Source organism: Methanolobus vulcani (assembly GCF_006546655.1).
GTDB lineage: Archaea > Halobacteriota > Methanosarcinia > Methanosarcinales > Methanosarcinaceae > Methanolobus > Methanolobus vulcani_A.
In genome coordinates this window covers 346,356-366,159 of the sequence record NZ_VIAQ01000012.1, presented here as the reverse complement: position 1 = coordinate 366,159, position 19,804 = coordinate 346,356, and the positions used below count along the sequence as shown (strand labels likewise).

20 protein-coding genes are annotated in these 19,804 nt (G+C 39.8%); 6 read left to right on the top strand and 14 right to left on the bottom strand.

Annotated elements, in window-relative coordinates; all coding sequences use genetic code 11:
• Positions 1-136 precede the first annotated feature (136 nt).
• Positions 137-1,276 (top strand): hypothetical protein, encoded by a 1,140-nt coding sequence (locus FKV42_RS06805; protein WP_154809470.1) that lies wholly within the window; start codon positions 137-139, stop codon positions 1,274-1,276.
• Positions 1,277-1,323: 47 nt separating this feature from the next.
• Here the strand turns inward: FKV42_RS06805 and FKV42_RS06800 are convergent, their stop codons facing one another.
• The gene (locus tag FKV42_RS06800) at positions 1,324-2,772 is read right to left on the bottom strand and encodes a dicarboxylate/amino acid:cation symporter (RefSeq protein ID WP_154809469.1); all 1,449 of its coding nucleotides are present in this window, start codon (positions 2,770-2,772) and stop codon (positions 1,324-1,326) included.
• A 113-nt stretch (positions 2,773-2,885) separates the two neighbouring features.
• On the opposite strand from FKV42_RS06800, the gene FKV42_RS06795 reads away from it, so the two are divergent.
• Positions 2,886-3,584 (top strand): PspA/IM30 family protein, encoded by a 699-nt coding sequence (locus FKV42_RS06795; RefSeq protein ID WP_154809468.1) that lies wholly within the window; start codon positions 2,886-2,888, stop codon positions 3,582-3,584.
• Positions 3,581-3,859 (top strand): PspA-associated protein PspAA, encoded by a 279-nt coding sequence (gene pspAA / locus FKV42_RS06790; RefSeq protein ID WP_154809467.1) that lies wholly within the window; start codon positions 3,581-3,583, stop codon positions 3,857-3,859. The genes FKV42_RS06795 and pspAA overlap by 4 nt, the downstream gene beginning before the upstream one ends.
• Positions 3,860-3,872: 13 nt before the next feature.
• Here the strand turns inward: pspAA and pspAB are convergent, their stop codons facing one another.
• The 3 genes from pspAB to FKV42_RS06775 are packed head-to-tail and all read right to left on the bottom strand — an operon-like array spanning position 3,873 to position 6,159.
• On the bottom strand, positions 3,873-4,445 hold the full coding sequence (gene pspAB / locus FKV42_RS06785) for a PspA-associated protein PspAB (protein ID WP_154809466.1): 573 nt from the start codon (positions 4,443-4,445) through the stop codon (positions 3,873-3,875).
• Positions 4,445-5,326, bottom strand: a complete 882-nt coding sequence (gene htpX, locus FKV42_RS06780) for a zinc metalloprotease HtpX (protein ID WP_154809465.1) — start codon at positions 5,324-5,326, stop codon at positions 4,445-4,447. Before htpX ends, pspAB begins: the two co-directional genes overlap by 1 nt.
• Before the next feature lie 50 nt (positions 5,327-5,376).
• Entirely contained in the window at positions 5,377-6,159 is a 783-nt protein-coding gene (locus FKV42_RS06775; RefSeq protein WP_154809464.1) for a GTPase, read from the bottom strand.
• 352 nt (positions 6,160-6,511) lie between these two features.
• On the opposite strand from FKV42_RS06775, the gene FKV42_RS06770 reads away from it, so the two are divergent.
• The gene (locus FKV42_RS06770) at positions 6,512-7,801 is read left to right on the top strand and encodes an S-layer protein domain-containing protein (RefSeq protein ID WP_154809463.1); all 1,290 of its coding nucleotides are present in this window, start codon (positions 6,512-6,514) and stop codon (positions 7,799-7,801) included.
• Positions 7,802-8,103: 302 nt separating this feature from the next.
• Positions 8,104-9,936 (top strand): PAS domain S-box protein, encoded by a 1,833-nt coding sequence (locus FKV42_RS06765; RefSeq protein WP_154809462.1) that lies wholly within the window; start codon positions 8,104-8,106, stop codon positions 9,934-9,936.
• 4 nt (positions 9,937-9,940) lie between these two features.
• Here FKV42_RS06765 and FKV42_RS06760 read toward each other — a convergent pair whose 3' ends face one another.
• The 3 genes from FKV42_RS06760 to FKV42_RS06750 all read right to left on the bottom strand — a co-directional run bounded on the left by FKV42_RS06760 (position 9,941) and on the right by FKV42_RS06750 (position 12,254).
• Positions 9,941-10,372: a nucleoside deaminase gene (locus FKV42_RS06760; RefSeq protein ID WP_154809461.1), complete on the bottom strand. Its 432-nt coding sequence runs from the start codon at positions 10,370-10,372 to the stop codon at positions 9,941-9,943.
• 162 nt (positions 10,373-10,534) lie between these two features.
• Complete coding sequence (locus FKV42_RS06755) at positions 10,535-10,852, bottom strand: cobalamin B12-binding domain-containing protein (protein ID WP_154809460.1); 318 nt, start codon at positions 10,850-10,852, stop codon at positions 10,535-10,537.
• 187 nt (positions 10,853-11,039) lie between these two features.
• Complete coding sequence (locus tag FKV42_RS06750; protein ID WP_154809459.1) at positions 11,040-12,254, bottom strand: peptidase U32 family protein; 1,215 nt, start codon at positions 12,252-12,254, stop codon at positions 11,040-11,042.
• 211 nt (positions 12,255-12,465) lie between these two features.
• Here FKV42_RS06750 and FKV42_RS06745 point away from each other — a divergent pair, with 211 nt between their 5' ends.
• On the top strand, positions 12,466-12,702 hold the full coding sequence (locus FKV42_RS06745) for a FeoA family protein (RefSeq protein ID WP_154809458.1): 237 nt from the start codon (positions 12,466-12,468) through the stop codon (positions 12,700-12,702).
• A 75-nt stretch (positions 12,703-12,777) separates the two neighbouring features.
• On the opposite strand, the gene FKV42_RS14105 is transcribed toward FKV42_RS06745, so the two are convergent.
• The 7 genes from FKV42_RS14105 to hemA form a co-directional block, all read right to left on the bottom strand.
• Complete coding sequence (locus FKV42_RS14105; RefSeq protein WP_230375522.1) at positions 12,778-13,386, bottom strand: PEF-CTERM sorting domain-containing protein; 609 nt, start codon at positions 13,384-13,386, stop codon at positions 12,778-12,780.
• A gap of 234 nt (positions 13,387-13,620) precedes the next feature.
• Positions 13,621-14,400 (bottom strand): dihydroorotate dehydrogenase electron transfer subunit, encoded by a 780-nt coding sequence (locus FKV42_RS06735; protein ID WP_154809457.1) that lies wholly within the window; start codon positions 14,398-14,400, stop codon positions 13,621-13,623.
• Positions 14,400-15,302, bottom strand: a complete 903-nt coding sequence (locus FKV42_RS06730; RefSeq protein WP_154809456.1) for a dihydroorotate dehydrogenase — start codon at positions 15,300-15,302, stop codon at positions 14,400-14,402. Before FKV42_RS06730 ends, FKV42_RS06735 begins: the two co-directional genes overlap by 1 nt.
• Positions 15,295-16,242: a hydroxymethylbilane synthase gene (gene hemC, locus FKV42_RS06725; protein WP_154809455.1), complete on the bottom strand. Its 948-nt coding sequence runs from the start codon at positions 16,240-16,242 to the stop codon at positions 15,295-15,297. The genes FKV42_RS06730 and hemC overlap by 8 nt, the downstream gene beginning before the upstream one ends.
• A gap of 13 nt (positions 16,243-16,255) precedes the next feature.
• Entirely contained in the window at positions 16,256-17,521 is a 1,266-nt protein-coding gene (gene hemL / locus FKV42_RS06720; RefSeq protein WP_154809454.1) for a glutamate-1-semialdehyde 2,1-aminomutase, read from the bottom strand.
• A 15-nt stretch (positions 17,522-17,536) separates the two neighbouring features.
• A complete protein-coding gene (hemB, locus tag FKV42_RS06715; RefSeq protein ID WP_154809453.1) occupies positions 17,537-18,511 on the bottom strand; it encodes a porphobilinogen synthase in 975 nt (324 codons plus the stop codon).
• On the bottom strand, positions 18,490-19,782 hold the full coding sequence (hemA, locus tag FKV42_RS06710; protein ID WP_154809452.1) for a glutamyl-tRNA reductase: 1,293 nt from the start codon (positions 19,780-19,782) through the stop codon (positions 18,490-18,492). Before hemA ends, hemB begins: the two co-directional genes overlap by 22 nt.
• Positions 19,783-19,804: the final 22 nt, after the last annotated feature.

Below are 19,804 nucleotides of genomic sequence, written 5' to 3'. Positions count from 1 at the left end.
AATTCAATTCTTTTTGCAAATAGTCTTAATTAGTTTCTTTGAAAACCACACTATTGATTTAATATTATTAGATTTCAATAGTATTTTATTCCTGATATACATATTAGTATAACATCTTATTATAGGGTTTGAAATTATGAAATACACATTTCAGGATTCTACTGATTTTCCTGTTCAACGGGATTTCATTAAAGATGTACAGGATTTCCTCAAATTAACAGCAGAAATAGTGCCATTTGAGAGGTCTGCAAGACTTCATAATGACGAGAAACAGAAAAGCATTTCCTCCACTGAAGCAAAAACTGAAGGTATCGGTCAGTTTGAAAAAGGTATTCTTTCTTCAATAGGAGAACAAGCTGTTGATCTGGAGTCAATGGATTTGTCTGATGTTATTAATGACGTACAATCCTCAATATCAGCTATATCTTCCAGGAAAAAAGCAGAACTTGAAAAGCAACTTGAAAATGATATCAAGTCCATAGACTATGAACTTGATCAATTAAACTCTAAGATGTTATCTGTTCTGGAACCTTTCTTTTTAAATGGTGTTTATGCTGATCACAGCAAGTACGTGCTTTCATCCGAAGACGGCATTATTTCAGGCATCCAAACTTCCACTTCAGGAAATATAGAATATGTATTCAATCTGGAATTTAGTTCAAACACACTAAAAGTGAATGATTTTATTAAGAAAATATCTCTGCCTGTATGGAGCACAGGTGGGATATTGCGCCGTGAAGACAAAGTAAAGAAAATAGATATCTCTGACCATCGCATCGTTTCTGTTGAATATGACGATGATATGCATTTAGAGGTTTTGCTTCAGAATAATGACTCAGTTAACATTTTCAGAATAATATCAGATAAAAGCACATTTATGGTTTTCCATAATGGTACTGACATTACTCAGGACGTTGATCTTGCCAGGGCTATGGATAAAGAAAACATTCTCCTGCTAATTAAGAAATTGTCTCAATATTTCACAGTTGCAGTTCAGTCCCATAAACTGGCATCTGTACTTCTTGATGGTGAAGATGCAATTAAAAATAATACTCTACAAAGATGTCTTGAACTAATTGCCGAAAAATATGGTGCCCTGATTAACGAATGTCTCTCTAAAGGATATAATAAGGAAGAGATTGCTATAAAGATTGAACTTCCTGATGGGACCAGATCTGAGAAATACATTCTCCGTAGTGAATTATACAATCAGCTTTCAGAAGTTGGAGATGAAGGTATAAGTCTTGCAAAGATTATGAATGTATCAGATTCCTGATCTTTTGATCAGGATCATTTTCTTGTATTTTTATCTAAGTATCAGTTTTATTGCACTGCTTCATCCGGAGCAGTTACAATTACATCCTCGTCAATAACTCTTCTCTGTGCTTCATGGTTAGCTACCTCTATGAATTCCTCATTTGCTGTTTTCTTACCTGCAACCCACTTATCCATGATTACACATGTTACAAGATCACCGGTCACATTAACTGCAGTACGGCTCATATCAAGTATCCTGTCAACTCCGATTATAAGTGCGATTCCTGAAGTAGGTATGCCAACACTGTTCAGTATCATTGCAAGAATTACAATACCTACACCCGGTGTTGAAGGTGTACCGATTGAAGCCCCTACTACAGTAATCATTATCAAAAGTAATTCTCCAAATCCAAGGTCAATTCCAAATGCCTGTGCAAGGAACACAGCCGCTATACTCTGGTAAAGAGCTGTACCATTCATATTGATAGTAGCACCCAGAGGAATAACAAACTGTGAAATAGAAGGTCTGACTCCAATATTCTCCTCAGCTGTCTTTATTGAAAGTGGCATAACTGCGGCAGAACTCGATGTGGAAAAAGCCAGCAATAATACATCACGAACAGACCTTAAAAAAGTCAATGGATTTTTTCCGGTCACTAACAGAATGATAAGCATGTACACGATCAACATAATTAAGAGACCAAGTAGCACCGTACCAACGTATACCAGCATTCCCATCAGCGCATCTATTCCAAGGTTTAAAGTGAATTTACTGATTAGTCCAAACACAGCAACAGGTGCTAAAAGCATGCTCCAGCGAACAACTGTCATACTGACTTCCTGAAGGGAACCCAGCAGCTCAAGAAGTGGTTTTGATTGCACCGGCTGCATGGAAACAAGAGCCACTCCAATAATTATGGAAAATATAACTACCTGTAACATTTGTCCTGTTGCGAGTGATCCCAGAGGATTTGTCGGAACAATTGTAGTTATCATTCCCGGAAGTTCAGCCACATCAAAGGACCCCAGTCCACTACTGTCAGTTTGTGTTGTATTTGATGCCATCGTTCCCTGGACAAGTTCAGTGCTGATGTAAGTTCCAGGGTTTATTGTCAGTGCAAGTGTCAGCCCTATAAGAATTGCAAGAGCTGTGGTTACAAGGAAATAACCTACGGTTCTTAAACCTATTTTCTTTAATTGCTCCATATCCTCTCCGGCTGCAATTCCACGAATAATAGACGCAAAAACAAGTGGGACAACGATCATCTGAAGCAGCGCAAGGAATAGATATCCCGGAAGTGCCAGCCATTCGCCAATTGTGTAGGACGTTTCCTTAGTTAATATTCCGGTAGAAGGTCCAAGTACCAGCCCGGTAACAATACCCAGCATCATTCCTATTAGGATCTTTAACCAGAGCCTCCCTTTCATAAGCTCCTGAAGATGGTAGTTCAGATTTTTCAGTGAACGGGGATGAATAAGTGTAAGGGGGTCTGGTAAGTTGTACCTGCCTGACATATAGTTAAGTTATTTTTCATCTTTAATTGGGTTTATGGTATTTTTACGAAAGATAGACATTTATGCAAGTGTGCACTTTATATGTTTATTTGTGAGTCATCAGGAGGAATAATATGGGACTATTCGGCAGAATGGAAACAGTAGTTAAATCAAAAATGAATAAACTTATGGATCGCATGGAAGACCCACGTGAAACACTGGATTACTCCTATGAAAAACAGCTTGAAATGCTCCAGAATGTAAAGCGAGGCGTTGCTGAAGTTACTACATCCAAAAAGAGACTTCAGTTGCAGAGGTCAAAGCTCCAGCAGAATATTGAAAAGCTTGATAGTCAGGCAAGAGAAGCTATCATAGTAGGCAGGGAAGACCTTGCACGTCTGGCACTTGAAAGAAAGAGTTCTCTGAATACGCAGATTCAGGGTCTTGATCAGCAGATAGCCGATCTTGAAAAAGAGCAGGAAAAACTTGTTGCTTCTGAAAAGCGTCTTTCAACCAAGGTCGAGGTTTTCAGGACCAAGAAAGAAACCATAAAAGCCCAGTATTCTGCAGCTGAGGCACAGGTAAAGATCAATGAGTCTGTATCAGGCATCAGTGAAGAGATGGCTGATGTAGGTCTTGCAATAGAAAGAGCTGAGAATAAGACTGAAAATATGAAAGCCCGTGCATCTGCTCTCGATGAACTTATCGATACAGGCACACTTGATGATCTGACAAGCAGTGGCGATGATATTGACAGAGAACTTGCAAAAATAAACTCCGCAACAACCGTTGACCTTGAACTCGAACAACTCAAGAAGGAGGCAGGAAAATGATCATAAGAATAGTTGGCGAAGGCCAGTATGAAGTTCCTGAAAGCTTCTATGATGAACTGAATGTCATTGATAATAAGATTGTAGATCTTGTTTCAGAAGGAAATAAGGAAGGATACAAATCTGAGCTTATTAAACTCATCGAGGGTATAAAATCTTGCGGAAGCCAGATCGATGATGCAGAAATAGTTGAATCTGATGTTATTGTCCCACCAGAGGACCTGACATTTGAGGAAGCTAAGGACGTTTTCAAAGGTGAAGGTATATTTGAGGACTAACCTATTTTAGTCCTTAAATAGGCATACTCCATAGGGGATACCATTTCCCTACTTCTTTTTCTATTGGAAGTTCATTTTCCATCAACGATTTGAGCCTGAACTCCATATTATTGTCCCTGTTGTTCTTTCCTCTTGGGACAAAAGGATAGTAATTTCCCTGCTTGAAATTATAAATCCAGTATACAGGTCCGTTACTTTCAAAACGATATACTGCACAAAGGATTTGTTCACCAAATCCCTGTTCAACAAGTGTCTGGGAGATCATGTGAATGTTGGTTACAAGGTCTTCAAAGTCTTCATCCCTGAGAACCACCCACATGAAATTATATTCATCTTTCTCAATGCTGAAATCAGTACCTGTTTCTTTAGTGCTGAATTGCAGCAAATCTTCGATCTCATTTTTGGTGTTTTCGTACTTTGACATGTCCATGGACTTAAAGCAAATACCTGCAACAGCAGATGGCTTAAGGTTCAGGTTAAGTTCCAGTGTGATTACTGCTGTTGATATAGCAAAAAGCTTTTCAGTTTTTGCTTTAGGTACGCTGCTGCTTCCAAGTACTGAACCCAGAAGATCTCGAAAACCCATCAGTACTCTATCTCCCTCTGTATCTTTTCAAGGGCAGCTATTCTTTTTTCCATAGATGGATGTGTTGATAGCAGGTTCATGACAGATCCTGATACAGCTGCAGGTATTATGAAAAATGCATTCATACCTTCGACTTTACGCAGGTCTTCTGTAGGTACATTTGCCATTGTTCCACTGATCTTTCGAAGTGCCGATATGAGTTGTGTAGGCTGACCTGTTATGAGTGCAGAGCCTCTGTCAGCTGCAAATTCCCTATATCTTGAAAGTGCGCGGATAAGCAGGAAACTGATGACCCATACGATAATAGACACTATCCATATGGCGATAAGTCCACCGTTTGAATTTCTGCGATCTCCTCCAAAGCCTCCAAAATAAAAACTGTACCTTACAATATAGAATGCAAGCGTTGAGATAAAACTGGCTATTGTCAAAACCGCCATATCCCTGTTCTTAACATGACTTAGTTCATGTGCAAGTACAGCTTCCAGTTCGCCCTGGTCAAGCTTATGCATAAGTCCGGTTGTAACTGCAACTACAGCTTTTTTAGGACTTCTGCCGGTTGCAAAAGCATTTGGTACTGAAGTATTTACAACAGCAACAGTTGGTTTCGGAAGACCTGCTATGACGCAGAGTCTTGTAATTGTTTCATGGAGCTTCGGTTCTTCTGCCTCGGAAACAACATGTGCACCAGTCGTCCACAGCACCAGTTTATCAGAATAGTAATACTGTGCTCCCATAAACAGCATAACAAACAGCAGCATAAAGCTTGCAGATGCATACTGGGAAATGAATACAAGGAACGCTAAATATACTGCAGCCAGAAGGAACATCGTCAATAACATTCTTCCTTCAAGGCCAAGGTCTTTTTTCCATTCTACCATTTTAGCACCATCTCACAGTAATTGGTATTGGTATATTAACTTTACAATTTTCACTCTAAGTCAGTTCTTTCCCGGTGAAGAAGTCCTTTCTGCCAGTCATTTATAATTCTGATAGCAGCTCTGATTTCATCTATTTCACCTTTCTTCTTCAGGAAATTACATTGAAGTCCTATCATCTCAAGCAGGTCATATGAATTTTCGTCAGTGAATGTGATCTTGTAGAATGATTCCAGTAATTCTCTGTCCTCTTCAACAAGCTTTTCGATGATTTTCAGTGCCACTCCAATCGGGTCTTTTACGTGAGTTGAATCTTTGATTCCAAGAAGTCCCTGTATATATTCATCATGTTCATCAAGAGGAAATACGCCAGGTGTATCAAGGAAAACAATACGTGAGCCTGCATTTACAATCTGCACACCTTTTGTATGACCTGATATTGCAGAAGTTGAGGCTTTACCTCTTCCAGCAACACCATTAATCACAGAAGATTTTCCAGTATTTGGATAACCGATACAACCGACCTGTATGTCTCTTCCCTGTATATCTGCTACTTCCAGTATCTTATGCCTGAGCATCGTTGTCCCAAATCTCTCTTTCGAGGAAACAAAGACTGATGGAGCTATTTTTGCCATTCTGGATTTTGCTTTTTCAAGTTTTTCCTTTGGTACAAGGTCACACTTGTTAAGTACAATGATAAAAGGCTTCTTTGCACGTGCTATATCTTTTTCGATTTCACTGTTCCTTGTTTCATCTGGAAAACGTGCATCTACAACTTCTAGAAGGACATCAGCTTTCTTTATGACATCCTTTACCAATAATTTCTGGCTTGCCATGGTATTTCCCGGTATCAGAAAAGTTATTTGTAATTCGTATGATTAATCACAATCTAATGTGTGTTCATATTCACTGAAAGGATATATTATCTTTGATAGGGCATGTTGCAGTATTCTTCAGGTTATTGTTCCCGTTAGAAATTCCGCTGAGTTACTATGAAAATTACTTTTCAGTCTTTAAAATCCTTTATTTATAACGCTTTGCTTCCTGTTTTCTAATTATATTTTGTTTGTCATTGTTTTCCAAACATTTGTTTAAAATGGGAATCTATAAATATCATTATGTTTGTTAGAACATAACGCTAGAAATCGTGATAGTTTATGGGAATGGACGAATACTCGGAGGCTAAAAATGGTATACAAATCTCAAAAAAACATCCTCGTTGGTATGGTATTTCTGCTCATTGCGGCAGTTGTTGCTCCTTGTTCTGCCACTACGGTGGATATAAGGGGAGCACCAATTGATACGGGAATTACTGATGCAGATAATATATCATGGGACTACTCTAATTTCCCTGGACTATATTTTGCTGCTAACAAATACACTCAACTTTCTGCAGGTGCCGGGGAACACCTTTACTTTGAAAATGATGATGATGGAGGAAGTCCTTCTCTTGGTTCAGCAAACCCAACTGCTCATGTAATTGATGAAGGGGAACTGATTTACACCACAAAGCAGGTAAAATCCAAATACAAAGTATTTTCTGAAGAATCTAACATAACTAAGGTTAACTTTTTTTACACTCTTTCATTATTCGGTACTAACTATTGTGTAGTTGATAATGATGCCACAAAACTTGCAAAGATTCTGATGCAGCAAAGTGATAGTGATAAGAAAACTATGAAAAGCGGTGAAGAGTGGTCTATGAAAAATGGTTATTCACTGGTAATGAATGCTGTTGATATTGATGGTTCAAAGTGTTACATAACATTGTATAAGAATGGCGAGGAACTTGATACTGGTGTAGTTTCCACGGATGGAAGCAACGATGATAAAATATACTTCGTTGAAGATGAGTGTTCTGACGGTGATGATCACATATACTTCCTTACTTATGTGGATTCAATATTTGCAGGACAGGTAGACAACTTCGCAGTTCTTAAGTATACATGGCTTGCAGATAAGGATAGTTACATAGAAGTATCATCAGGCGATGAGTTTGGTAACTTTGAAGTTGATGAGGCAGTTGCAAGTGGATTAACATTGTCAAACAGCGACTCCATATCTATCAGTGTTAGTGCAGGAACAGCAACTCCAATTACAGGTAATTTGTATTTTAAGGCATCTGATGAGGGAAAAGGCAGTACAGGTACAGATGGTAGTACAAAAGGCTATGTTTTCTATCCTGTAAAGGTAGTTACAATAGAGGATTCTTCCTCAACAGCTACAAATCAGGTTGAAGAGGTGTCTGTCAATGACACATCCTCTGATTCAGAAGATGTAGTTGTTGTCGATATGTCTTCTGATTCTAATGATGAATCTGATACTACTGATAATGCTAATAGTGTACCCAATAATGATGATTCATCTTCAAATAGTGAAACAAATGATGTTGAAAATTCAATTCCGGGATTCGAATTCACATTAACTGTAATTTCTATTTCGCTGATATGCTTGCTACAAAGAAAAACACTTAAATGAGTTTCCAAATCCCGAATAAATTCTTAATTTTCAGCTATGTTTAAGTTTGAACACTTCTGATCAGGTGTTCTCTCTTTTTTTTCTTCTTTTTACTGTATGCTTATTTACAGTTCTCGGCAATGCTTAAGTATTAGACTAACTCTTAAGAAAAAAAGACGTCAATTATTTCAACAAGTTATTTGTTAATCTATAAACTATTATTTATAGTAATCTTCTGACATATGGCATTACTTCAAAACTTGAATTCTTATTCCTAATCAGGAAGTGGAGTTCTCAAATCCAGGCCATTCACGCAATTGATCATGACACTCTCTGATAAACCCCGGGTTCTAGTTGTAGACGATGAGCCAATGAATGTAGAGTTGCTTCAGGCTTACCTTTCTGAAGATTATGATGTTCTTCCTGCTTATAATGGTCTCGATGCACTAAATATTGTGTTTAATGACTCGCCAGATATTGTTCTTCTTGATGTCATGATGCCCGATATGAATGGGTATCAGGTATGTGAGAAAATTAAGAATTCAGAGACTACCCAGTTTATACCTGTGATCCTTGTGACTGCTCTTTCCGGAAGGGAGGATCGTTTAAAGGGTGTCGAGTCCAAGGCCAATGATTTTCTGACAAAACCTGTTGACAGACTTGAACTTGAAATGAGAGTAAAGTCTCTTCTTCGAATTAAGGATCTCCATGATAATGTGATCATGGAACGTGATCAGGCACAGAATTACCTGGATGTTGCAGCTGTAATGATGCTTGCACTTGACTGTAGCCAGAATATAACTCTCATCAATAAAAGAGGTCTTGAGATTCTGGGCTATGAGGAATCAGAGGTTGTCGGAAAGAATCTTTTGGAACAATTCATTCCTGTTTCTTCCAGGTCAGAGATGGAAATCCATTTCTTAAATTCAGTGAATACTTCTGGTGCAGGTAGTACTTATTATGAATGTCCGGTAATTACTAAAAATAATGAAGAGCGTATAGTTAACTGGTATTCCAAACCGCTTACGGATGAACGTGGCAAGGTTATAGGCGTCCTTTTTTCAGGTCAGGATATTACTATAAGGAAAAAGACGGAAGAAAAGCTTCGGGAGCGGACATATGCCATGGAAGCTTCTGTAGATGGTATGGCTATTCTTGACGAAAGGGGTGTTTACAGTTATGTGAATGCTGCACATGCCCGTATTTTTGGATATGATAATCCAGAAGAGATAATTGGTAATAAATGGGCTATTCTCTACAATCCTTCTGAAATAGGACTTTTCAACTCAACTATTTTGCCGGAATTTAAAAAGAAAGGTAAGTGGCAGGGTGAGCTTGTTGGGAGGAAAAAGGATGGCACTATACTTTTCCACGAGGTATCGCTGACAGCTCTTGATAAAGGTTTAATATCAGTTGTAAGGGATATATCCAGGAGAAAGGAAGTAGAGTCCCAGCTGAATGATTATGCAGCCCAGCTTAAAAGCTCAAACGAACTCAAAGACCTGTTTACTGATATTCTTCGTCATGATCTTTTAAATCCTGCAGGTGTTGTAAAAGGTTTTACTGACATGTTGCTGAATGAGGAAAACGATGAGAACAAAAAATACAAGCTTAAACTCATTGATAGCAATGTAACTCGCCTTATTGAAATGATAGAATCTGCTGCAAAATTTGCTAAACTTGAAGATACGGATAAGTTAGAATTTAAGCCAATGGATATTGGTCTGATTCTTCGAAATGTTGCCGAGGAATTCAAACCACAACTTGCAGCAAAGAATATTACTCTTGATATGAAAGCCCCCGGTAATTATCCTGCTGTAATAAATCCGCTTATTGATGGTGTTTTTATCAATTTAATCTCTAATTCAATAAAATATGGTCCTTCAGACAGTGTTGTAACTGTAGATGTTCAGGACCTTGGCGACGAATGGAAAATAATTGTATCAGATAAAGGAGAAGGAATTCCTGATAAGGATAAGGTTCTGATATTTAATCGCTTCCAGCGTCTTGCCGAAAAGAGGAAGGCTGTTAAAGGCTCAGGTCTTGGTCTTGCTATTGCAAAAAGGATAGTTGAGTTGCACGGTGGACATATTGGTGTGCATGATAATCCTGCCGGAAAGGGGAGTTCTTTCTGGGCAACCGTAAAAAAAGCATGAGGAATTATTTACCAATATCCTCATACCAGATATCTGGTTTTTCACGAATGAAATTTTCCATGATATGTTTGCATTCATCAATATCAAGGTCAATAACTTCAACACCATGTTCTTTCATGAACTCTGCTGCACCATCAAATGTTTTTGATTCGCCTGCAATTACTTTTTTTATGCCAAATTGTACGATTGCTCCAGCGCAGAGGTAACATGGCATAAGTGTGGAGTATATTGTAGTTCCCTGGTATTTTCCAATCCTTCCAGCATTACGTATGCAGTCAATTTCCGCATGTGCTAGGGGATCATCATGTTGAACTCTTCTATTATGGCCTTTCCCAATGATCTTTCCATCTTTTACAAGGACCGATCCGATGGGTATTCCTCCTTCTTGCAGTCCTTTTTTAGCTTCATCAATAGCTGCATTCATAAATTCATCCATAATATTCTTCTCCAAATCTTATCGGCAGTAGTATTGTTATTAATAATATATTAATTATCATCCCTGAATAATAAATGGCACAAATAGAACCAAAACCGATAGAAGAAAACTAATAAAAGAAAAACAGAAATTTGAATGTATGCTCTCGCATACTTTTTATTTTTAAAGTGATAACATTAAGTTTCCAAAGAAACAGCTGTCTTCATGGGCGCTGATTGCTGCCGGTTTAAGAAGTGATATTCCTTTGTTCATTGTTTTTGAAGCTGTGAGTATGTCCATGAGAGACAATTTTCCGGATTCAAATCCGTCACCAACTGTTTTCATACCTTCGATAAATCCTTCTTCAATGATGTCCACCGGATCAATACCTGACCTGATAGTCTCCATAGCTACATTTGTTGCTTCAGCATCGTTGAAGTTAATTACAGAATTTTTAGCCTTATTGATAAGCTCTCTCTTTGCAGAATCATTATCATTCATGATTTCATCATTCCTCAGACATTATTCTTTGAAATTGAAAGGTTTGCTTTTATGAACAGTTGTTCCTGCTCGGCCTTCTCTATAGTTCATTTGTCATAAGAATCTTGTCTATTAGAATTATATATTTACTCTTAAAATATATAGTCTCAATATAAGACTGAGGGTCAAAAAAGTAGAAATAGATCGGTCATTTCTTGATTCTGAAAACACGGTCATTTTTGCGAACGACATCTTCTACAGCAAGTCCAATTTCATTTCCTCTTTCCACGGAATTTACTGCTTTGCCTTCAAGGGCAATAGATGTGACTTCCTGTTCAAGATAGCTAGTACTACCCTCGATGATGATTCTGTCACCATTCTTAAGTCCCTGCTCCATAAGTTTTACTGCTGCGGCAGACTGCTTTGGATAATAGTTTGTTACTATTCCTACAGCTTCCCGTTTTACGGGTGATGCATTCATGTCAAAATCAAAAGCAAGGCTGTCAGGTCCTGGATATCCGAAATAAAAACCTGTTGAAAAACCTCTATTGTATTCGAGTGCCATTTTCTCTTTGAGTGGAAGTACTTTGTCTTTGGTAAAATTCCCTTCTTTGAAGAGGTCAATGGCTTTTCGATAAGACTCTGATACAGTTGCAGTATAACCCGGATTACGTAATCTTCCTTCAACCTTGAATGAATCAATTCCTGCTTTTACAAGTTCGGGTATGTACTCGATCATGCAAAGGTCCTTTGCACTCATAAGGTATTTCCCTTCAATATCAACTATTGCACCGTTATCTGAATGAAGGGACCATTCCCATCTGCATGGTTGGCTGCATTCTCCACAGTTGCCTGATTTTCCAAGAAGATATGCTGAAAGATAGCATCTGCCTGAGATTGCCTGGCACATTGCTCCGTGTACAAACGCTTCTAGTTCTATCTTTGTATCTTTTTTGATTTCTGCGATCTGCTCAAGGCTAAGTTCTCTTGCAAGCACTACTCTGCTGGCCCCAAGTGACCTGTAGAACTCTGCTGTTATCTGGTTTGAGACATTTGCCTGGGTTGATATATGTATGCGAAGGTCTTTTTCTGCTGCTTTTGTTATAGTGGCAGGATCCCATGCAATAACCGCATCAACTTCCGCAGAGGCTGCATATTCAAGCACTTCATCAAGCTCGTTGAGGTTATCTGGATATATTACGGAGTTCACAGCCAGATACCCTTTAAGTCCCTGTGAATGTATTTCATCAATAAAAGAAGCAAGGTTTTCAGTCGTTATTTCCTGTGCACGTGACCTGAGACTGAGTCTGTCCAGAGAAAAGTAAACTGCATCTGCGTGCTGCTGGCATGCTTTAAGAGCTGCAAAGTTTCTAACACCTATTATAAGTTCGGGTATTTTGGATTCCTTAGATTCTTTGGGCATTGGTGTATGGATTCAAATTAAGATTTAAATCATTTGTGTTGAAAAATCAAGCTAGATTGTTAAATGAGCAACTTTTGTTCAATGCCGGGAAATTATATATACTATGGTACACTATATTGCAGTATCGAGTAAGATTAGGCTTGCCTAATTTCACAAGGGAATCTTAAATCGTATTCCTCAATCAATTTCTAAAAAACAAATGAGGTAAAAAATGGCTCCAATAATACCGCTTGCTATGATGCCTGAAGGTAAGGATAGTAAGATTATTTCTATTAATGCAGGTAAATGTCTCATTAATCGTCTCAGATCAATGGGCTTTATTGAGAATACTCTGCTTAAAGTAAAAAAAGGTGTTAATGGTTCTCTTATTGTATCCATTAACGGCTGTGACTATGCACTGGGTATGGGCATGGCCACAAAGATCATGGTGCAGGAATATTCTAAATAAAGCTGTTTTTTAAATTAAAAAAGAAAATGAAGCCACAAAGCTTCATTCATTTTGTTAAGTAATATCTGACTGGTTTTACTCTTCATTTCTCTTCTGGAAGATGAATGCAATTCCTATAATTGCAGCGACCGGGAGTGCAATAGTGGGGAATTCTGGAACCTGGGTATCAGGACAGTTATATCCGTATCTGTAAATTGTTACATCGTTAGGGTCACCGTTGGTGCCTGAAGCAACTATTTTAATGTTATGGTTTTCATATTCTAGGCCAGTAATTTTTAGGGTTTTGATTACCTGATATTCCAGTGGCTGGGTTAGATCCACATTTGCCCATGTATTGTATTCTTCGATTAAATCTCCGTCAACATATACTTTTACCAATCCGTCATTTCTGTCACTGGCAAAAACGATAGAGAATTCGCTTGTGGGATATTCAGTGCTAATAAGCATGTAATCCCCTCTATCAATAACAGCAAGCCTCCCATCTATGTTGGTCCAATAGTCATTGGCACCAAGTATAGCATTATCAACATCATGTATGGAACTACTAAAATAGGATTCGAATCCGCTTTGTATGGAATCATGGTTTCCATATGTCCATATGTCTAAACTGGCATTGCCCTCTGTAAAACTTGTTGATGCTGCGGATGCTGTTCCCAACATCATTATTGCAGCAATGAGCAGCAAAGCTATATTTTCAAATTGTTTATTTTCATATCATACCACCAAGATTTATGCAAAATTATTTTTGATAATGCATCTCTATATGTTAGGTGCATATATACTTTATGAAAAAATACTCGATGTAATGATACTTATCATCATTATTTCTTTCAATTTAGGAAGTAGTTTAATCAAAAGTCAAAGCTAAACTGCAACGATACAGTTTTGAAATATATAATAAAAAAGCAAAAAAGGATTTTAAAAATCCTTCTTGTTGCCGCTTGGGCCGCGCATGTATTTGCCAAGTTCGGAATCAACAAGTTCTAAACCGTTGAACACAGGTCCATCCTTGCAGACTCTCAAGCCTTTCTTATCCATGCAGCAGGCACCACATACGCCAATTCCGCATTTGAAATACCTGTGAAGACTGAACTCTGTCTTTTCAAGTGCATCTTCCTTTTCAAGCATTCCGAAGATACATTTCATCATCATTTCAGGACCACAAGTGTATATTCTATCAAAGGATGAAATGTCACTCTCAGCAAGCACGTCTGTTACAAAACCACACCTGTGTGCAGAACCATCATCTGTTGTTATATGAAGTTCACCACATGATGCGAATTTATCTACAAAGAGCAGTTCATCGGCATTTCTGGCTCCAAGGATGGTAGTTATGCATACATCTTCTGAAGCCGCATGATTTGCCAGAGCTATTATTGGTACAGTACCAACTCCGCCTGCAATGAGTAGTATCTTCTCATGTTTGCCTGGAAGTGTAAAGCCTTTTCCAAAAGGTCCTCTGATTCCAAGTGAATCTCCTTCATTGAGATTGAATAACTTCTCAGTTGCATCTCCTACTTTTTGCACAGTGATGGAATTCTTGCTTGATAATCCCATGGGAATTTCGTCAACTCCATGTATCCATACCATTACAAATTGTCCTGGCACGGCTTCATCAAAGAATCTGTCAAAAACAAAAGTTCTTGTGGATGGAGTTTCCTTGATGATCTTAGTAATTTTGACATTAGTGGGGTACATTATATCCTCTCGTGTGCAAGTCCAATGACATCTGTTATACTCTTGTATCCTTTTTCAGCAATAAAAATCTCAATTCCGGTTGCAATCGAGCTGAAAACCTCTAATCCTTCATGAACTGCAGAACCTATCTGGACCGCAGTGGCTCCTGCCATCATCATTTCTATGGCATCCTGCCAGGTGTAAACGCCCCCTACACCAATTACAGGTATTTCAAGGGCAGTGTAAAGATCATACACACATTTGACTGCAACAGGTTTCACTGCTTTTCCTGAAAGTCCGCCAAATCTGTTCCCAAGGATCGGATATCCACTCTCTATATCTATTGCCATACCTTTTACAGTATTGATAGCAACAACTGCATCAGCTCCTCCTCTCTGGGCAGCATCTCCAATTGATACTATATCTGTGACATTAGGTGTTAGTTTCACCCATACAGGTATGTCTACTGCATCTTTTACAGCAGCTGTGATACTTTCAACAGCATCCGGGTTGCTTCCAACAGATGCACCATATCCAAGTGCATGTGGGCAGCTAACATTAAGTTCAAATGCATCAGGCTTTGACTTTAGAAGACCCTGAGCAACTTCAACAAACTCTTCTTCAGTTCCACCAAATATGCTTGCAATCACCGGGGTGCCGGATTCTTTCTTTGCAATTGCGAGTTCGTTCTTAAAATCCGGATATGATGGATTTGGTAAACCCATGGCATTTAAAAATCCGTATCCAAGGTTTATCATGCTTGGATTCTTGTGACCTTCCTTTGGTTCCGGTCCAATGGATTTTGTAATTACTGCTCCGGCTCCTCCCTTTGCCACGCGGGCAAGGGATGCTCCGGTAGTACCCATTATTCCAGCTGCCAGTATCGTTGGATTTTCAAGTTTGATTCCGGTAACTTTAATCATATTGTCCCTGCACCTCTTCGGCTGTTCCTGCACTCAACTGGCAGACTGCTCTTTGTACAAGTTCCTTGCCCCCCATCTGTACAAGTTCTTTTGCTATCATTCTTGCATGTTCCTGATAAGTCTCAGCCTGGATCACTTCTTCGATACGGACATGTTCCGTGCCGTCAAGTGCCAGGACTTCGCAACAGATGCTGATCTCATCCTCGTTGATAAATTGGGCAAAGGAACCAATAGGTGCAGTACAGCCACCTTCCACATCAGTGATTACTATACGCTCTATCTCAGTTTCAATTCTGGTCTGCTGGTGGTCCAGATTGGATGTTGCTTCCTCTGCCTCACTTCCTGCAGGTGTGACCACAGCTATAGTTCCCTGGTTTGCTGAAGGGCAGAAGAACTGTGGGTCAAGACGCTCTACATCCATTTCCCAGCCCATTCTTTGAAGGCCTGCTTCGGCAAGAAGAATTCCATCATAAAGTCCCTCTTCGAGTTTCCTGATTCTGGTGTTGATATTACCTCTAAGGTCCTGGACATGAAGGTCAGGCCTGTATCTTAGAATCTGAGCTCTTCTGCGCATTGATGATGTACCAAGGACTGCTCCTTCAGGCAGCTCATCTATCCTTGATCCGTCGGTTGTAAGAAGTACATCGTATGGTGAATCACGCTTTAGCACCGCGGATGTAGCAAGTTCTTCAGGTCGGATTGTTGGGAGGTCCTTCATGGAGTGAACTGATATGTCAATTTCACCATCAACCATCCTGTCATCCAGTTCTCTGACAAACGCTCCAACTCCTGCAACTTCATGGAGAGGTCTGTCTGTGAACGTGTCACCGGATGTTTTTATTATCTTCCGGGTTGTGCTGACTCCAATTTCAGAAAGGAGGCGTTCTATTGTCTCTGTCTGTGCAATGGCCAATGCACTTCCACGGGTTCCTATTATCATGTGAATTCACCATTCATTTAAGGTTTGCTTCGTATGCAGCGAGTGTCTTTTCAATGTCCTCTCCACTGTGTGCAGTTGAGATAAAGTTAGTCTCAAATTGTGATGGGGGCAGGAAAACACCACTGTCAAGCATCTTGAAGAAGAACTTCAGGTATCCTTCCTTATCGCATTTGAGGACATCCTGATAGTTATGTGGCTTGTCTCCGAAGAATATCTTGAACATGGAGGCAATTCCAACTACGTTATAATCAAGATTAAGGTCTGCAACTATCTCAGACAACCTGCTTCTCATCATGTCGCCGGTTGCATTGAGTTTCTTATGAACCTCTTCCTTTTCAAGCACATCAAGCACTGCAAGTCCTGCTGCAACTGAAGCCGGGCTTCCGCTGAAGGTTCCTGCCTGGTAGACACTTCCGGAAGGTGCTATCATTTCGATGATCTCCTTCTTTCCTCCGAAAACACCAATTGGCATTCCTCCACCGACAATCTTGCCCAGTGTTGTCATATCAGGTGTAACGCCGAAATATTCCTGTGCTCCTCCCATTGCAAGTCTGAAACCCGTGATGACCTCGTCAAAGATGAGTACTACATCGTTTTCTTCAGTAACCTTACGCACATCCATCAGGAAATCTCCTTCTGGAAGTACAGGACCAATGTTGCCCATTACAGGCTCTAATATAACTGCTGCCATATCATCCTGGTTCTTTTCAATTACCTGTGTGAGAGCTTCTATATCATTGAATGGGACCTGGAGTGTGTTCTTTGTGAAGTCTTCTGGAATTCCCAGTGAATCCGGTTTTCCAAGGGTTGTTGCACCTGAACCTGCTTTGACAAGTACCGCATCGTGTGCACCGTGGAATCCGCCTTCGATCTTAACAAACTTGTTCTTGCCTGTGAATCCCCTTGCTGCACGAAGGGCACTCATGGTTGCTTCAGTCCCTGTTGAAACGAACCTGAGCATATCGATACTCGGGTAAAGTGAAACGATCTTTTCAGCAAGATTTACTTCAAGGTCAGTTGGTGTGCCATAAAGCCATCCCTTTTCAAGCTGGTCAATTATTGCCTGCTTGATAGTTGGGTTTGCATGTCCCAGAATATTTGGTCCGTATGCAAGACAGTAGTCGATGTATTCATTTCCATCAATGTCCTTTATTTTAGAACCACTTGCAGATTCAGTGTAGAATGGGTATGGTTTGATAGCTCTTACCGGACTGCTTACTCCTCCCGGGAGAAATGTCCTTGCTTTATTGTATAGATCTCTGGACTTATCTAATGACATAAAAACACCCTGTAATCATTTTAACATCTGTGCCATTTCCTTGGCAAAATAGGTAATTATCATATCAGCACCTGCACGTTTGATGGATATCAGTGACTCGTACATTACCTGTTTCTCATCAAGCCAGCCATTTTGTGCTGCTGCTTTAAGCATTGAGTATTCACCGCTGACATTGTATGCAGCCGTTGGCATTTCAAATTCTGTCTTGAGGCGATATATAATGTCGAGATATGGAAGTGCCGGTTTGACCATTATGATATCTGCACCTTCCTCAATATCAAGTGCTGCTTCCATGAGTGCCTCATCGGAGTTTGCAGGGTCCATCTGGTGTGTGGACCTGTCTCCAAAACAACATCCTGAACCTGCTGCATCCCTGAAGGGTCCGTAAAATGCTGAGGAATATTTTACAGCATAGGACATAATTGGCGTATTGTGGTAATTGTTATTATCAAGTGCACTGCGAATTGCAGATATCATGCCATCCATCATTCCTGAAGGTGCAACCATATCAGCTCCTGCTTTCACATGGCTGACAGCGGTCTTTCCCAAAAGTGGAAGTGTTGGGTCGTTCATGATTTCTTCGGTGTCAAAATTAACCATTCCGCAATGTCCATGGCTGGTATATTCACACAGGCATACATCGGTAATTACAAGCATATCCTTTCCGAGCTCATTCTTGATCTCGCGTACTGCCTGCTGTACAACATCATCATCTCCCCATGCAGAGCTACCCTGTTCATCCTTTTTTTCCGGGATGCCAAAAAGCATTATGGCTGGTATGCCTAGGTCAGCAGCTTCCTTTGCTTCATCGGCAACCATTTCAACTGGCAGATTGTTGATGCCAGGCATTGATGCGACCTCCTGCGGAGAATCTATTGTCTCATTGGCGAATATAGGGTATACCAGGTCATTAACAGACAGTGAAGTTTCACGTACCAGATCTTTTATTTTGCCGCTTCTCAGCCTTCTCATTCTGCGCTCGGGGAACATTTTACCAGCTCATTTTTTTCTTTAATATTTGATCTATTAGCGATAAATACTCTGGCAACAGACTCCAGCAGTTCGTCGTTACCTATTTCTGCTGCATACCTGATCATTTTTGTAGGTTCTGCCAGCATTTTATTGATAATAGAATGTGTCAGATCTTCTATTATCTGTTTCTCAGTATCTCCAATTGTGTGATAAGCACTTAGTTTTGTGATAGCTTTATCTTTTTCATTCACACGGAGTTTGTATGACTGCGCATACAGCTCAGACACAAGTGTGTCTGCTCTTTGTCTTTTGTATTGTTTAATAAGAAGGTCGAATTCCTCTCCGATTATGGACTGGGCTTTTTTAGCCTCTTCCATTCTCAGTTCCAGATTCTTTTCATTTATAACTCTCAGGTTATCTATATTATAGAGAGTCACATGGGGAATTTTATCGATTGAAGGATCAATATCCCTTGGGTTTGCGATATCGATTAAAAGAAGTTCTTTTTCTCTAAAGCTCATTGCTTTTTCGATCTGCTCGTACTTCAGGACATAGTGCGGTGCACCGGTTGCACTGATCACAACATCCGCTCTTCTGAGATTCTCATCTATCTGGTCAAAGTGTACTGCATGACCTCCCATTTCGTCGGCAAGGTTCTTTGCAGTTTCATATGTACGGTTGGCAATGTACATCAGTTCGATTTCCCTGTGGGAAAGCGCACGGGTGACAAGTGTTCCCATCTCTCCTGTACCAATGACAAGTACCATCTTGTTCTTGAGATCACCAACAGTGTCTTCTGCAAGGTCTACTGATGCTGATGCAATTGAAAGAGCACCGCGGTTGATTTCAGTCTCCGTTCTTACACGTTTTCCTACCTGGATGGCCTTGCCGAATGCTGTGTCAAGCATTTTTCCGGTAGTGCCCGTCTTTTTTGCAATAAGGTACAAGTCTTTGATCTGGCCAAGGATCTGGTCCTCGCCAATTATCATAGATTCAAGACCACATGCAAGCCTGAGAAGATGCATGATGGATTCTTCATGTTCAAAAAAGTCTATTATATTAGAAGAAAGTCCCATTTTCTTGGCAAACTGGAACAGAACAGTACTGCCCTTTGGTGAAACAACATATATTTCCACGCGGTTGCAGGTTTTGAGTACAACACACTCGCAAACGTGATCAATGGAATGAAGGTCCTTGAGCATTTTTTCTATGTCCCCTTCCCATGCTTCCTCTATCTCTTCCACGGTTGCTTTGGAATGGGTTATCACCATACTGGTTATTTCAGTCATGGTTACCTCGTATTTTATAATA

Coding starts and splice junctions, on each gene's coding strand:
- FKV42_RS06805 (WP_154809470.1), top strand. CDS start 137: ATGAAATACACATTTCAGGATTCTACTGATTTTCCTGTTCAACGGGAT.
- FKV42_RS06800 (WP_154809469.1), bottom strand. CDS start 2,772: ATGTCAGGCAGGTACAACTTACCAGACCCCCTTACACTTATTCATCCC.
- FKV42_RS06795 (WP_154809468.1), top strand. CDS start 2,886: ATGGGACTATTCGGCAGAATGGAAACAGTAGTTAAATCAAAAATGAAT.
- pspAA (WP_154809467.1), top strand. CDS start 3,581: ATGATCATAAGAATAGTTGGCGAAGGCCAGTATGAAGTTCCTGAAAGC.
- pspAB (WP_154809466.1), bottom strand. CDS start 4,445: ATGGGTTTTCGAGATCTTCTGGGTTCAGTACTTGGAAGCAGCAGCGTA.
- htpX (WP_154809465.1), bottom strand. CDS start 5,326: ATGGTAGAATGGAAAAAAGACCTTGGCCTTGAAGGAAGAATGTTATTG.
- FKV42_RS06775 (WP_154809464.1), bottom strand. CDS start 6,159: ATGGCAAGCCAGAAATTATTGGTAAAGGATGTCATAAAGAAAGCTGAT.
- FKV42_RS06770 (WP_154809463.1), top strand. CDS start 6,512: ATGGTATACAAATCTCAAAAAAACATCCTCGTTGGTATGGTATTTCTG.
- FKV42_RS06765 (WP_154809462.1), top strand. CDS start 8,104: ATGACACTCTCTGATAAACCCCGGGTTCTAGTTGTAGACGATGAGCCA.
- FKV42_RS06760 (WP_154809461.1), bottom strand. CDS start 10,372: ATGGATGAATTTATGAATGCAGCTATTGATGAAGCTAAAAAAGGACTG.
- FKV42_RS06755 (WP_154809460.1), bottom strand. CDS start 10,852: ATGAATGATAATGATTCTGCAAAGAGAGAGCTTATCAATAAGGCTAAA.
- FKV42_RS06750 (WP_154809459.1), bottom strand. CDS start 12,254: ATGCCCAAAGAATCTAAGGAATCCAAAATACCCGAACTTATAATAGGT.
- FKV42_RS06745 (WP_154809458.1), top strand. CDS start 12,466: ATGGCTCCAATAATACCGCTTGCTATGATGCCTGAAGGTAAGGATAGT.
- FKV42_RS06735 (WP_154809457.1), bottom strand. CDS start 14,400: ATGTACCCCACTAATGTCAAAATTACTAAGATCATCAAGGAAACTCCA.
- FKV42_RS06730 (WP_154809456.1), bottom strand. CDS start 15,302: ATGATTAAAGTTACCGGAATCAAACTTGAAAATCCAACGATACTGGCA.
- hemC (WP_154809455.1), bottom strand. CDS start 16,242: ATGATAATAGGAACCCGTGGAAGTGCATTGGCCATTGCACAGACAGAG.
- hemL (WP_154809454.1), bottom strand. CDS start 17,521: ATGTCATTAGATAAGTCCAGAGATCTATACAATAAAGCAAGGACATTT.
- hemB (WP_154809453.1), bottom strand. CDS start 18,511: ATGTTCCCCGAGCGCAGAATGAGAAGGCTGAGAAGCGGCAAAATAAAA.
- hemA (WP_154809452.1), bottom strand. CDS start 19,782: ATGACTGAAATAACCAGTATGGTGATAACCCATTCCAAAGCAACCGTG.